General features: G+C 51.7%; 7 protein-coding genes. All 7 read left to right on the plus strand.

The features are described 5' to 3' along the window. Nucleotides 1-60: 60 nt before the first annotated feature. The 7 genes from AAHB90_RS27450 (at nucleotide 61) to AAHB90_RS27480 (ending at nucleotide 15,348) form a co-directional block, all read left to right on the plus strand. Nucleotides 61-3,810 carry a PVC-type heme-binding CxxCH protein gene (locus AAHB90_RS27450; RefSeq protein ID WP_342088454.1) on the plus strand — a complete coding sequence of 1,250 codons (3,750 nt, stop codon included), beginning with the start codon at nucleotides 61-63 and terminating at the stop codon, nucleotides 3,808-3,810. A gap of 276 nt (nucleotides 3,811-4,086) precedes the next feature. Beyond that, nucleotides 4,087-7,278 (plus strand): SusC/RagA family TonB-linked outer membrane protein, encoded by a 3,192-nt coding sequence (locus tag AAHB90_RS27455; RefSeq protein WP_342088455.1) that lies wholly within the window; start codon nucleotides 4,087-4,089, stop codon nucleotides 7,276-7,278. Between the two features lie 9 nt (nucleotides 7,279-7,287). Then, the gene (locus tag AAHB90_RS27460) at nucleotides 7,288-9,171 is read left to right on the plus strand and encodes a RagB/SusD family nutrient uptake outer membrane protein (protein WP_342088456.1); all 1,884 of its coding nucleotides are present in this window, start codon (nucleotides 7,288-7,290) and stop codon (nucleotides 9,169-9,171) included. Nucleotides 9,172-9,176: 5 nt separating this feature from the next. Continuing rightward, entirely contained in the window at nucleotides 9,177-9,866 is a 690-nt protein-coding gene (locus tag AAHB90_RS27465; protein ID WP_342088457.1) for a DUF3823 domain-containing protein, read from the plus strand. 158 nt (nucleotides 9,867-10,024) lie between these two features. Then, the gene (locus AAHB90_RS27470; RefSeq protein ID WP_342088458.1) at nucleotides 10,025-10,282 is read left to right on the plus strand and encodes a family 43 glycosylhydrolase; all 258 of its coding nucleotides are present in this window, start codon (nucleotides 10,025-10,027) and stop codon (nucleotides 10,280-10,282) included. A 298-nt stretch (nucleotides 10,283-10,580) separates the two neighbouring features. Then, nucleotides 10,581-11,453, plus strand: a complete 873-nt coding sequence (locus AAHB90_RS27475; RefSeq protein ID WP_342088459.1) for an AraC family transcriptional regulator — start codon at nucleotides 10,581-10,583, stop codon at nucleotides 11,451-11,453. A gap of 133 nt (nucleotides 11,454-11,586) precedes the next feature. After that, a complete protein-coding gene (locus AAHB90_RS27480) occupies nucleotides 11,587-15,348 on the plus strand; it encodes a hydantoinase B/oxoprolinase family protein (RefSeq protein ID WP_342088460.1) in 3,762 nt (1,253 codons plus the stop codon). Nucleotides 15,349-15,370 lie beyond the last annotated feature (22 nt).

The raw sequence follows: 15,370 nt of genomic DNA on the forward strand, positions 1-15,370 counted from the left end.
ATAAAACTCACACACTGCAAGCCAATCAAATTCCATTACCACAAGAAACAATTAACCTCAATGAAAACCAAAGCGTTATCCTTTATCTTAGGTATTGTCCTGCTGGGATGTGCCTCTCAGCAAACGTCTCAGAACGCGTCGGTTAAAAGTGCTTCTTCCAAAAGCGAGGCTGGAAAGGCACGCCGACTGGAAATCCTGTTTCTGGGCGACAAGGGCCATCACAAGCCCGCCGAACGCGTTCCGCAGATCATGGCTGCATTGGGTCCCAAAGGGTTCAACTTTACCTACACGGATAACCTCAACGACCTGAACCCCGAAACGCTGAACAAGTACGACGCATTGATGCTGTATGCCAACTGGGACTCGATCGCGCCGCAACAGGCGAAGTCGCTGCTCGACTATGTGGCCAGCGGAAAAGGATTTATCCCCATTCACTGCGCTTCCTATTGCTTCCGCAACAATGCAGAGGTAGTAAAGCTGATCGGCGGGCAGTTCTGGCGCCATACCTGGGATACGATCCAGCCGGTATGGACGAAGCCCGACCACCCCGCCATCGCAGGCGTGAAACCATTCAAAACGGTGGACGAAACGTATTTGCACACCTTGCTGCAACCCGATAACATCGTATTGACCGAGCGCCTGATCCAGAAAGACCAGGAAAAAGACCGTCCCGGACAGCAGAAAGAGCCTTACACCTGGGTGAGAACGCATGGCAAAGGCCGCATTTTCTACACCGCATATGGCCACGACGAGCGTACCTGGGGCACGCAAGGCTTCCAGGACCTAATCGAAAAAGGTATTCTCTGGGCTGTGAACGACGATGCCCGCAAGTCGCTGGCGGCATTGGCCCCGAAGCCATTCGAATACCGCGAGGCAAAGCTTCCTAACTACGAGCAGCGCCCCGGACCGCAATTGCAGCAGTTGCCGCTTTCACCGGAAGAGTCTGTGAAACACATTCAAATCCCGGTTGACTTTACCCTGGACGTTTTCGCACACGAGCCTGACGTCATGCACCCGATCGCGATGACATGGGATGAGCGCGGCAGGTTATACGTACTGATCACGAAAGATTATCCTAACGAACGCAAAGACACAGGTGGTAGCGACTACATCCTGATCTGCGAGGATACGAACAAAGATGGCAAAGCCGACAAATTCACGAAATTCTCCGATGATTTGAGTATTCCAACCGGTTTGGCGTTCGCTAACGGCGGCCTGGTTGTATCGCAGGCACCGCATATGCTGTTTTTGCAGGATACCGATGGTGACGACAAGGCTGATGTGAAGAAAATTCTCTTCTCCGGCTTCGGAACCGGCGATACCCATGCAGGCCCTTCCAACCTGCATTATGGCTTCGACAACTGGGTTTACGGCTCGGTAGGATACTCCGGCTTCAAAGGCAAAGTAGGCAAAAGCGCAGACCTTGATTTTGGTCAGGCATTGTTCCGCTTCAAACCAGATGGTTCGGATATGGAAATCGTTGCCAAAACTTCGAACAACACCTGGGGATTGGGCTTCAACGAGGCCGGCGACCTGTTCGGTTCTACTGCAAACAACTCTCACGGCTGGTACAGCGCCATTCCAAACCGCTATTTCGGCGCGAGCAAGGTGGATAACGGCAGCCGCAGCACCGATACCCACAAGGATATGCAGCCCATCACGCCGAAAGTACGGCAGGTTGACGTATTCGGTGGCTTTACTGCCGCAGCGGGCCACAACTTCTACACCGCCCGTGCATACCCGAAAGAATACTGGAACAAGGTCGCATTCGTTTCAGAGCCTACCGGCCACATCCTGCACCGCAATGTAATGGTGAAAAAAGGTACGGATTATGAAGATCAGCTGGGCTTTAACCTGCTCGCCGGTGCCGATGAATGGGTTGCTCCCGTATTCGCCGAAGTGGGTCCGGATGGCGCCGTTTGGGTAGCCGACTGGTACAGCTACATTATCCAGCATAACCCTACTCCCAAAGGTTCGGAAAACGGAAAAGGCAATGCCTACGAAACGCCATTGCGCGATTTCACCCACGGCCGTCTTTACCGTATCGGTTGGAAGAATGCACCGAAGTACACGCCGATTTCTCTGAGCAAATCACGCCCGGACGAACTGGTAGCGACTTTGAAAAACAACAACATGTTCTGGCGCCAGCATGCGCAGCGCCTTTTGGTAGAACGCGGCAACAAAGATGTAGTTGCGAAGCTGGTTGAACTCGTCAAGGACAAATCCGTAGACGAAATCGGCCTGAATACGGCTGTGATCCACGCATTGTGGACACTGGAAGGTTTGAATGCGATCTCTGACCCGCAAGTGTTGCCCGTGGTGGTTGAAGCATTGAAACACCCGTCGAACGACGTACGTAAAACGGCTGTAAAAGTGCTTCCACGCACAGCAGCTACGGGCGAGGTATTGCTTACCGCCGATGCGCTGCACGACAAAGAGCCATTGGTGGTACTGAACACATTGTTGGCATTCTCCGAAATTCCATTGATTCCGCAGATCGAAACCGCCGTGCTTGCATTGCTGGATAACTATTCCAACGCGGAAGACCGCTGGATGCCGGATGCATTTGCCGCCATCCTGAATTCACATGACGGAGCTTTGCGTCAGAAATACCTTGCTCAACGTGCTGCAAAAGCTGGTTCAGCGGGAGCTGCGCAGCAAACAACTGCTGCCAGCCACGCAGATCACGCGGCCATGAACCACGAAGGTCACGGCGTAAGCAAAGTGACGGTGCAAGGCGCTGCCGACCTCGCGATTACCAACATCGTAATCGAGCCGAAGACACCTTACGTACGTGAATATGCACGCGTGGTGATCGAGATTACCAACATCGGTTCCGTACCCGTGACGAAAGAGCAGGTGCCTGTCGTGAATGTTGGTATCCGCAGCCGCTCATTGAATACGAACTATATCAGCCGCCAGCTTACCAATGGTATTGCCCCGGGCGAAACCGTTAAGCTTGTTGAAGGTAACAATGGTCCATGGAAAACCGCATTTGGTTTCACTTCCGATGAAGCCGGTAAAGTGAACGTAACGGCGACCGTCGACGTGGACAATGTAGTTCCCGAAAAAGACGAGAACAAAAACAACACGATGAGCAAGTCGTTCGAAGTGCGCCGCCTCGACCGCCTTTCGGATTTCGCGTTGGAACGTACCGTGCGTGGATACACTTCTTACGCAAGCGGTGACGATGTGCTGAAACTCATCCAGACGTCACAATCGCTGGACGCGCAGGGCCGTAATGCGATCATCAAAGGTATCCTGGGTGCATGGAACCCGAAACGGAAGGAAACCACCAGCGACGAAGGCCAGAAGTTGCTGACAAGCGTTAAAAGCACGATCCCGGACGACCTGAGCAGCCGCTACACAACTTTGCTCGAATCCTACGGCATTAAAGAAGACGTTGCCGCCGATCCGAATGTACAGGTTGTGACGATCAAGGCGATTCGTGAAGAAATGAAATTCACCGTCACTGAATTCACAGCGGTGGCCGGTAAAACTGTTGAAATCGTGTTCGAAAACCCGGATGCGATGCAGCATAACATTGTGGTAGGACGTCCCAAGTCTACCGAGATCATCGGCGCTGCTGCCGACAAAATGATCACCGCCAAAGATGGCGCAGAGAAGAATTATGTACCTAATATCCCTCAGGTTTTGGCTGCGACACCGCTCGTAAACCCCGGCCAAACTTACCGCTTGAAGTTTGTAGTACCGGATCAGGTTGGAGACTATCCGTATGTATGTACGTTCCCTGGCCACTGGCGTCTGATGACCGGGGTCATGAAAGTTGTAAAGGAAAAAGGGCTATAATTCTTAACTGCATTCGCCTATGGTTTCAAAAACAATTCAAGTTTAGCGTATAGTTGTCAACGTTCAGATTCGCAAGGCATTTAAAAGTGCCTTCGCGAATCTGGGTGGTTGATTTTAAAACACAAAACGTGCGACGGGTTTCCAAGACCCGCGGGAGGGCTATTTTTGCGCCATTTTTTAAATAGTATTTATTCAATAATTTTTATTAATAAATAGTTAAGAATACCAACAAACTATAATGCTTTAACAACTACTCACATCTAACCCAGGTTAACAATGAACAACCAACAAAGACGAAACCCCTACTCGGGGCTTTGCAGGCCTCTTTTTGCCCTTTTGGCGGCAGGATGCCTGTCGCCCCAGGAGGTCTGGTCGGAAAAACTGCGCTTTGAACCGGCCATCACCTACCGAAAAAACATCGACAAAACAATCACCGGAAAGGTTGTCGACGAAAAGAACACTCCGCTCCCCGGCGTAAGCGTGGTCGTGAAAGGCACCACAACGGGCAGCATTACCGGCACCGACGGCACCTACTCACTGAGCGTGCCCGAAACAGCGACCGCGCTATCATTCTCCTTCATCGGCTACACATCCCAGGAAATCGCGATCGGCAGCCAATCTAACATTCAGGTGACATTGCTCCCCAGCAGCGAAGAACTGACCGAAGTGGTCGTGGTAGGTTACGGAACCCAGTCTTCGGCGGCGGTAACCGGCGCGGTGAGCAACATTCAGGCCAAAGATCTCATCCGCACGCCGTCGATCGGAACGGCCGATGCATTGGTAGGCCGCGTCCAGGGAATCACCGCCCGTAAAGCGGATGCACGCCCGGGTGCTGCCACGACCATTCAGATCCGGAACATGGGAACGCCCCTCTTCGTTATCGACGGAGTTCCTTCGGATGCGGCCAGTTTCAACAACCTTGGACAAAATGACATCGAGAGCGTTTCCATCCTCAAAGACGCTTCTGCGGCTGTTTACGGTCTGCGGGCGTCGAACGGGGTTGTTTTGGTAACCACCAAGAGAGGTAAGGCAGGCGATGGTACGAAAATCAGCCTGTCGGGCTACTATGGCTTGCAAAACTTCACGCGCTACCCCAGGCCTGCGAATGCCTACCAACACATGCGCGGGCTCGTCGAGTCGGATGTGAACCAGGGACGTACACCTTCCATTACGCCTGCTGAATTGGAAAAATGGCGCGTGGGTACTGAAAAGGGCTACCAAAGCTTTGATTATTACGATATGGTCATGCGCCCGAATGTGCCCCAGTACTTCGGCAATGCGAGCGTGCAGGGCGGTTCGGAGAAAATGAATTACTTCCTCTCCATCAGCCATCTGAACCAGGATGCCTTGATCCGCGATTATAACTTCAAGCGGACGAACATTCAGGCCAACATCGAATCCAGCCTGACCAAAGGTTTGAAAGTAGGAACGCAGATCAGCGGCCGCATTGAGAACCGCTTCCAGGTAGGGGTACCGGGTTTGGATGATTACTTCAACCCCTTCCTCAGTATCTTCACCATGTGGCCTACGGAGCGTCCTTATGCAAACGACAATCCGAAATACATCAACCAGACCCACAATGTGAACGTCAACCCGGCTACTTACAAGAAGGACGTGACAGGCTACATCGACGAGGTCTGGCGAAATGTGAAGGGCAACTTTTACGCCGAATATGATTTCAAATTTGGCCTGAAAGCGAAAGGGACCTATTCCTACGCATTCACCAACTTCGATTTCGACGGTTTTGAATACACCTATGACGCCTATACCTACGACGAAAAGAACGACACCTACAATGTAGTGCCCGGGGGCGGTAACCAGAACCCCTGGCGCGAACGCCGGAAACGCAATATCGTCGACCGGTTTGCGCAGTTGCAGCTGAGTTATGCTAAATCATTCGGTAACCACGACATTTCGGCCGTTGCAGCCTACGAGCGTTCCGATAATGTGAACACCTACCTGGTGGTCCACACGGTTCCGCCGAATAATTACATCCCGCTGATGTCCTTCGCCAACCAGGATGTACTCATCGACGAATGGAGCACCGAGGCGCGGGCCGGTTATGTGGGCAGGATTAATTATGATTTTAAACAAAAATACCTGCTTGAACTGGTGGGCCGCTATGACGGATCGTTCCTGTATGCGCCTGGCAAACGTTACGGTTTCTTCCCCGGCGTTTCCGCTGGATGGCGTATTTCGGAGGAGAACTTCTTCAAAGGCAAACTGGAAAATGTGTTCAGCAGCCTGAAATTCCGTGCTTCCTACGGCCGTACCGGTGCCGACCGCCTGAGCAACGACAACTTCCTGGTAGCACCGTTCAGCTATTTGCCGGGTTACAACTTCCTGCAAGGCAGTGCTATTTTTGATGGTAACTACACCATTGGCGTTCGTCCGAGAGGCTTACCGATCACGACGCTTTCCTGGATCACCAACATTACGACCAACATCGGTCTCGACTTTGGTTTGCTGGACGGAAAGCTCACGGGTCAGTTTGATATTTTCGAAAGAAAGCGCGAAGGCTTACCGGCTGCCCGTTACGACGTGTTGCTGCCTTCAGAAGTGGGTTATTCTTTGCCAAACGAAAACCTGAATTCTGATACGCACCGCGGTTTGGAAGGGGTTTTGACCTACAAAAGCAATGTAGGACAGGTTGATTATACATTGAGCGCCAATGCGACGCTATCCCGCCGTCGCGACCTGGACTTCTACAAACCGCGCTTCGGGAATTCCTTTAACGAATACCGCGACTCATTCGTAGACCGTTGGGGAAATATCAACTGGGGTTACCAGGTGGTAGGCCAGTTCCAGTCGATGGAGCAGATCGAGAGCCATACGGTCGATAACGACGGACAGGGCAACCGCAGCCAACTCCCAGGCGATTTCATTTACAAGGATGTCAACGGCGATGGCATCATCAACGGTCTCGACGAACGTCCGATCGGATACGCGGAAGGCGCCAACCCGTACCTGAGCTTTGCATTGAACGGAAGTGTTTCTTACAAAGGCTTCTCGATGTTCTTCGACTTTGCGGGCGCTTCGCTGCAAAGCTTCCAGCGCAACTGGGAATTGAAAATTCCTTATCAGAACAATGGTACCTCGCCGCATTTCATGCTTGAAGACCGCTGGCACCGCGAAGATCCGTTCGATCCCAACAGTAAATGGGTCCCAGGCACCTATCCAGCCCTCCGCAAGGACAATACCAGCCACGTGAATTTCCGGAAAAGCGATTTCTGGATTACCAACGTTCGCTATATCCGCCTGCGTAACATCGAATTCGGTTATAGTTTTGATCAGAAAATTTCGAAGAAACTGGGCCTCTCGGCACTGCGCATTTATGTCAATGCATCCAACCTCTTTTCGATCGACAATGTGAAGAAGTACGAAATCGATCCGGAGATTTCATCGGGTAATGCATTGGTATACCCCCAGCAGCGCTTGTTCAATGCAGGTTTTAACCTTACTTTCTAAAAACTGATTATGAAAAAACTATCACTCAAAATATTCGTTTCTGCCTCCATGCTCGTTTTTGCCGGTTGCAACGACTGGCTGGAACGCAAGCCGCAGAACATTATCCTAGAAGAGCAGGTCTGGAACGATCCAAAGATGATCACGGGGCTACTTGCCAACTATTACGATCGCCTGCCCTACCATACCGACCTCAACCATGGCTCCAATGGTGATGTGAATGCAACCAACCGGGAAGGCTGGCAGGATTTTGCCGCCTATGACGAGGCGATGTGGTCCAACAACGACGATGCTCGGAACAATATCCTCTCCTACCCGGTGGACCGGTGGCGGCTTTGGGACTACGGGCTGATCCGTGACATTAACCTGGCGCTGGAAAATATCGGGACTTATGCGGTCAAAATCTCAGATGCCCAAAAGGCGCAGTTCACTGCTGAGCTACGGTTCTTGCGTGCATTCGCGTATTTCGAGCACGTAAAGCGCATGGGCGGTGTCCCGCTGGTAACCCAACAGCTCATTTACAACTTCGATGGCAATCCTGCGGCGCTCCAACAGCCCCGTAACAAGGAAGAAGAAGTGTACGACTTCATCGCCAGCGAGCTCGATGCCGTGAAGGATCAGCTGGGGAACGGGACCAGTAACACCCGCGCCAACAAGTTTACCGCATTAGCAGTAAAAAGTCGCGCAATGCTCTACGCTGCTTCGATTGCGAAGTACAATGGTAAAATGGCATCGCCTATTTCCACGCCAGGCGGTGAGGTGGGGATTCCTGCTTCCCGCGCCAACGATTATTATACCAAATCGCTGGAAGCTTCGAAGGAGATCATCAATAGCGGGAACTATGAACTTTACAAATCCAATCCCGATAAAGGTGTAAACTTCTATGAAGCCATTACGAAGAAAAGCGCTAACCGCGAGGTAATCTGGGCGCAGGATTTTTTGGTTACCAAAGACAAGCGCCATGGGTTCACTTATGACAACATTGCGCGCAACGTACGGGAAGATAACCTGTCGTCGTCGTCCATTACACCTTCGCTGAACCTGGTCGAAGACTACGAATACCTCGACGGCTCTTCGGGTGAGCTCAAAAACCGCAATACAGGCAACACGGATTACATCTATTACGACAAGTTACAGGACATTTTTGCCAACAAGGATGCCCGCCTCTACGGAACGGTCATCTTCCCTGGTACGACGTTCCGTGGTTTGGAAGTTCAGATACAGGCCGGGGTAAAAGTCTGGGATAATGCGACAAATGCTTTCAAAACTGTCGAATCCAACGTTCTGGGCTCTCTTTATGAAGACGGAGGCTTGCTTACCGGTGCTTCCGGCCCTCAGCGTTCGCAAACCGAGGTTTCCAACACCGGGTTCTATCTCCGCAAATATGTGGACCAAACCGCCATGTCCAGCACACGCGGTATTCGCAGCGACATGTGGTGGGTACGGTTCCGTTTGGGTGAAATTTACCTGAATGCCGCCGAGGCCGCATTGGAACTGGGACAAACTGCCGATGCATTGAAATATGCCAACACCGTCCGCGAGCGCGCCGGCTTCCCCGCCAACAGCTTGAAAACGCTCAACCTGGAAAAGCTCCAGAACGAGCGCCGCGTCGAGCTGGCATTCGAAGATCACCGCGTGTGGGATTTGAAAAGATGGCGCATTGCCCACGAAGTTTGGAATGGCAATCCGGCCAATCCGGATGCGGTTGTGTATGCATTATATCCTTACCGTGTAGTACGCCCGGGCCACGCTTCCCACGGCAAATATGTTTTCGACAAGCTCGTAGCACCGCGTTTCCGCGCTCCCCGATTCTTCCAGATGGGCAACTATTACTCAGCCATTCAGCAGAACGTCATCGATAACAACCCGAAAATCATTCGTAACCCATTCCATTAATCGCTATGAAATCAAAAATCATACAATGCATTCCCGCCTTGCTGCTGGCATTCATGGTCGGCCTGTCAGGATGTGAAAAAGATAATCGCACCGAACCTAAGTCGGTTTTGAAGGGGCGGGTCGTATTCGAAGGACAACCCGTTGGTCTGCGTTCCAATGGTGTACAGCTCGAACTCTGGCAGCATGGTTACCAGCTTTTCACCAAGTTGCCGGTGCACGTAAACCAGGACGGCACATTCTCCGCCTCGCTTTTCGATGGCAACTACAAACTCGTAAGGCTCCGCGGCAATGGCCCGTGGACCGACAATACCGATTCCATCGACGTGGAGTTGCGCGGTTCGAAAGAAATCGATGTGCCGGTCAACCCTTATTTTGTGTTTAAAAATGAAGTGTATTCCAAAGGCGAAGGCAAAGTCTCGGCCACTTTCAATGTGCAACAGGTGGCAACCGGCCGGACTATCGAACGGGTGAACCTTTACATTGGTACCACGACGATCGTTGACCCCAACAATAATATCGCCAATGCGCAGGAAGTAGCTGCGAATCTGACCGACCTGTCGAAACCGGTTACACTGACAGCCAATATTCCGGCTAACCTTGCCTCGCGGCCGTACGTTTACGCGCGTATAGGCGTGAAGACTTCGGGCGTGGGCGAAATGCTTTTCGGCATGCCGCAGAAGATCATACTGAAATAATGAGGCAATTCATGTTCTTTATACTCATCCTGGGCGTGCAAATCGGTCGCGCCCAGGATGGGGCCATCTAAGCGCCATTTATTTTCAAAAAATTTGATTATTTCTACCTCTTTGCCTCCTATGGTTATTGTTGCCGGGGTGCAAAAAGTACTTAAAAAATGCGCCTGGGCCGTTCGAAAGCATTAACCGGTCCCTACCTCGACCGCAATGGAACGCCAATGAAGCAGGGCGGCGGTACATTACTGCTGGAAGGCAATGCAGATTGGCACGGCGTCGGGTATAATACCGTTTGCACGTCTGATGGCGTGGACTATCTGGTTTTCCATGGTTACAATGTGAAGGATAAGGGGAGATCGAAGTTGCGTGTAGAGCGTTTGGAATGGAAGGATGGCTGGCCTGTGTTGCGTTCGCATTGATGTTACATCCCTGACGGGATTGGAAATGAATGCAAACAGCGGCTGGTTTCTACCAATGTTGCGTCGCTACGCGACTTGTTGCCTGAAATGAACCGTGTTACTGATTTCGACAATGCCGTCAGGCATGAAACATTGGTAGCTAACAGATCGTGACTCCGTTTCGCAATGCCGTCAGGCATGTAACAACCAATAGACGTTTGTTCCTCCGTCAGCCTCAACCGAAAAAAAATGCAAATCTACCCCTAAAATCCAAATCCGCATAAGGCATTAACCAACCTTCCTGCGTATATTTAGTATTATGAAAGTCGTACAGTTCACTATCCCCGTTTCCCGCGAAAGTACAATTGTAGTGCAGGAGGAAAAACTACCACATTACTACCCGCATTTGCACCGCCACCGCGAGGTTCAAATCGAATGGGTAGTAGAAGGCTCGGGCATTCTGGTTGCGGGAAATTATATGCAGCGGTTCGAGTCCGGCGACATTTACATTATCGGTGCCAATCAATCACACATCTTCAAGAACGACGAGTCCTATTTCAATCCTGACGAACCCAGGCAAATCCACTCCGTTTCCATCTTTTTCGATCCCAATTACCTATCCCAAAATATTCTGAGCCTGCCGGAAATGGCCAATATCCGGAAGTTCGTGAACGGGGTACATAATGGTTTTCAAATTCCGGAAGAAGCGCGGGAGGCTGTGCAGAAGATCATTTCTGAAATCATTCACCACAAAGAGAGTCAACGGGTTGCGGCGTTCATCAAGCTCCTTTACCAGTTCTCCACCACCCGTGATTTGAAGCCGCTGGCCACGAGCAATAGCGAACAGGTCATTTCCGAAGTCGAAGGTATCCGCATGGACCGCATTTTTCAATACCTCGTCACGAACTACAAACGCCACATTTCCCTCGCGGAAATCTCCGAGATCGCCAACCTTACGCCCCAGGCATTTTGCCGGTATTTCAAAAAGCATACGGATAAGACATTTGTCAGTTTTTTGAATGAGGTACGCATTAATGAAGCCTGCAAGATCATTCTTTCAGGCAAATTTGACAGCTTTTCGGATATCTGCTACCAGACAGGTTTCGACCATGTGACGAATTTCAACCGGGTTTTCAAGAAAACAACGGGGATGTCACCGGGGGAATATCAGAAGGGGTTCCGAGATATTTAATGGGTGTCTGGTGTTCATCAGGAGGCCCCAAAACTGCAATTTTGAATCATTAAAACGTGTCCAAAAACCGATTCTGTGTTATTGATTTGGCTAAATTGGAATCCGATCACTCTATTCTCACAAATTCGTTGTTTTGAAAGACACCCCTGCAACCGCCTGGCAAATCTGGATCGATACCGGCGGGACATTTACCGACTGCCTCGCTATTGATCCGGCCGGAAACAAGACGCGCATCAAAGTACTCAGTTCCAGTTGCCTTCGCGGCCGCATTACCGGAAAATCAAGCCCGAGTACCTATCGTTTCGAAGCCTCCTGGCCACACGATGGCGACCTTTTCAAAAACTATACATTCAAACTGCACGGCAACAATGAGACGAGTCACGTTATCCATATCGACCGGCAGCAACACACGATCACATTAGCGGACGATCTGGCGTTCACACAAGCGGTAGATTTTGAAATAACCACCGGCGAAGAAGCCCCCATCCTGGCCGCACGCCTGCTCACGCAAACACCACTGGATCACCCACTCCCACCGATCGCAATGCGACTGGGCACGACCAGGGGCACCAATGCATTACTCGAACGAAAAGGCGCTAAAACTTTATTGGTTGTTACAAAAGGTTTTAAAGACCTGCTTTACATCGGCAACCAGCAGCGTCCTTCGCTTTTCCAGCTCAATATTCCTGAACCTAAACTGCTTTATAATGAAGTGCTCGAAGTGGAAGAGCGGCTGGATGCAAGCGGAAATGTGTTGGAAGAATTGAAATTAACACAAATTGTGGATAAAGACAGACCTACTGATTACAAGTCAGTAGCCATTTCACTGCTGCATTCCTACCAAAACCCGGAACATGAAAAGCGGGTTGCAGGGCATTTCCGGGATAATGGCGCGAACTACATTTCCGCTTCCTCCGACCTGTTTCCATTCTCGCATTACCTGCGAAGAACGCAAACCGCGGTCGTCAACGCCTATCTCGACCCGATACTGGATCAATATCTGACCAATATCAGGGCTGTATTGAACGGCGCCAGCCTGCAAGTGATGACGAGTACGGGCAGCCTTTCGGAAGTGAGCGGTTTCCGCGCGAAAGACAGCCTGCTCAGCGGGCCGACAGGCGGAATGGTCGCGGCAACGAATTTTGCCCAAAAACTGGGTTTCACCAAAGCAATCACATTCGACATGGGCGGTACCAGCACCGATACGGCGCTGATAGACGGCCAGCCGGAACTGAAATACATTACCGAAATCGACGGCATTGAATTCCATAACCCTACCCTGGCCATTGAAACCGTGGCCGCAGGCGGTGGCTCGGTTTGCTGGTTTGATGGATTTTCCCTGCAAGTAGGTCCTGAAAGCGCTGGTGCATCGCCCGGCCCGGCTTGCTACGGCGCCGGCGGACCGTTGACGGTAACAGACGTGAACCTGCTGCTGGGCAAACTGGAAACTTCCAAATTCAGCATTCCCATTGACCCGGCGTCGGCGATTACCCGGCTGGGAGAGCTCAGGACCGCAATTCAAGCCCAAACCGGCAACCTACTCAGCCACCAGGAAATCCTGACCGGCCTCGAACGCATTGCCAACGAGAAAATGGCCGACGCGATCCGCAAGATTTCAGTGGAAAAAGGCATTAACCCCAATGCATTTGCTCTCGTCACCTTTGGCGGTGCGGGCGGCCTCCACGCTTGCCAGTTGGCCGAATTACTGGATATGGACACGGTGTTGCTGCCCTACGACGGCGGGCTTTTCAGCGCGGCGGGCATTGGTGAGGCGTTGATTAGCACTATTGTTTCGAAGCAGCTCCTTTCGCCGTGGCAGGGAGCATCGCAGCACATTGCCAGATGGCGTGATGTTCTGGAAAAACAGGCGGGCGAAATTTTAGGGGAACAGGGTATTATTGCTTCTGAAACTGTTTTTTGCCATCTCTACCTGCGTTTTGCGGGTCAGGAAAATACCATTGAAATACCTTTCCAAGCGGAAAATACACTGAAAGCATTTGAGGAAACCTACCGCGCGCAATTCGGTTACTATCCCGCCAATGCGATGGTGGAACTGGAAAGTATCAAGCTCAAAGTGCAGGAGCAAAGCCCGCGTCAGGAACCGTTCACGATCATCGGAATCGGGCGAAAAGCAGCGGATTCCGGCCATACCAGGCCTCTTATGACTGACATTAGGCTACCCGAAACAGCCGTTTTTGAATGGGATAATCTACTACCGGGCGACGGAATTGACGGGCCTGCCATTCTACTCAACAATACTTCCACCACTTATCTGCCGGCAGGCTGGCAGCTCGTGATTCAGCACGGGCTCGACGCCATTGCCCGGAAAACACGGGCTGCAAAGGTCAATGCAAGCCAGCAAAGCGAGGAAGTAGCACTACAACTTTTCACGAACCGTTTCAAAGCCATTGCCGACGAAATGGGCGTTCAGTTGCAGCGGACGGCCTTTTCCGTCAATGTCAAAGAGCGCCTCGATTTCTCCTGCGCCCTGCTCGATGCCGATGGCGAACTGCTCGTAAATGCGCAGCATATTCCCGTACACCTGGGTAGCATGGGCATATGCGGGCGCCTCGTGCGCGAGGCCATCGCGATTGACCCGGGCGATGTGGTAATTACCAACCATCCACGTTACGGCGGGTCGCATTTGCCGGATATTACCTTGCTTTCCGGTGTTTTTACGGAGGACGAGATTTGCGTCGGTTACGTCATCAACCGTGCGCACCATGCGGAAGTCGGGGGTAAAACGCCCGGCTCGATGCCGCCGGATGCTACCTGCCTGGCCGAAGAAGGCGTGGTGATTGTGCCGCAGTACCTAGTGAAGGCGGGGGAATTTCAGTGGGAGACATTGCGGGCTCTTTTTACCAGCGGCCCCTATCCTACCCGGTCGTTCCTCTCCAATGAAGCGGACATTATCGCAGCATTGTCGGCATTGAAAAAAGGCAGCGCGCAGTTGTTGAAACTGGTGGAAAATCATGGATTGGCAACCGTGCAGAAATATATGGGTCTGCTGAAACAGACGGCTGTTTCGCAGCTCCGGAATGCATTGGTACCATTGCAGGGCCGGGTTTTCGAAGCTTCAGAATCCCTGGATGATGACCATCGGATCGTCGTAAAAATCAGCATAACCGATAATAAGCAAGTTTTCGATTTTACCGGCACGTCAGGCGTCCATCCGAACAACCTGAATGCCAACATTTCCATTCTGTACAGCGCCATTCTGTATGTTTTAAGGCTTTTGGTTGATCAGGAAATTCCTTTGAACGACGGACTGATGCGGGATGTGGAAATTAAATTACCCGAAAACAGCTTCCTGCACCCCGATTTTTCGGACGACCCATTGCGCTGCCCGGCGGTGGTAGGCGGTAATACGGAAGTGAGCCAGCGGCTGGTCGATACCTTGTTGAAAGCATTTGGCCTCGCCGCTTGCAGCCAGGGGACGATGAACAATTTCCTTTTCGGGAACGAGCAATTCGGCTACTACGAAACCATTGGCGGCGGCGTGGGTGCAGGGGACGGGTTCAACGGCCGCTCGGCGGTTCACCAGCACATGACGAACACGCGCATTACGGATCCGGAACAGTTGGAGCGGAAATATCCGGTCAGACTGCTGGAATTCGGCATTCGTCGCGGTTCGGGCGGTGCGGGGCATTGGCGCGGCGGGGATGGAATCGTTCGTAAACTGGAATTTCTCGCGCCCTTGCAGGTGACGTTGCTCGGCCAACACCGGCGGTATGCGCCTTATGGGATGAATGGAGGTGGCGATGGGCTTTGCGGGAAGCATACGCTGTTATCAAATGGTTTGAATAATGAGCTACCGGGGATTTGTAGTCTGAAAGTGGATGCGGGGGATATTTTGACTATTGAAACTCCGGGGGGCGGGGGGTATGGTGTTTAAACTTTAAATGCCACGAAGACAC

It is taken from the genome of Dyadobacter sp. OTU695 (genome assembly GCF_038440355.1).
GTDB lineage: Bacteria > Bacteroidota > Bacteroidia > Cytophagales > Spirosomataceae > Dyadobacter.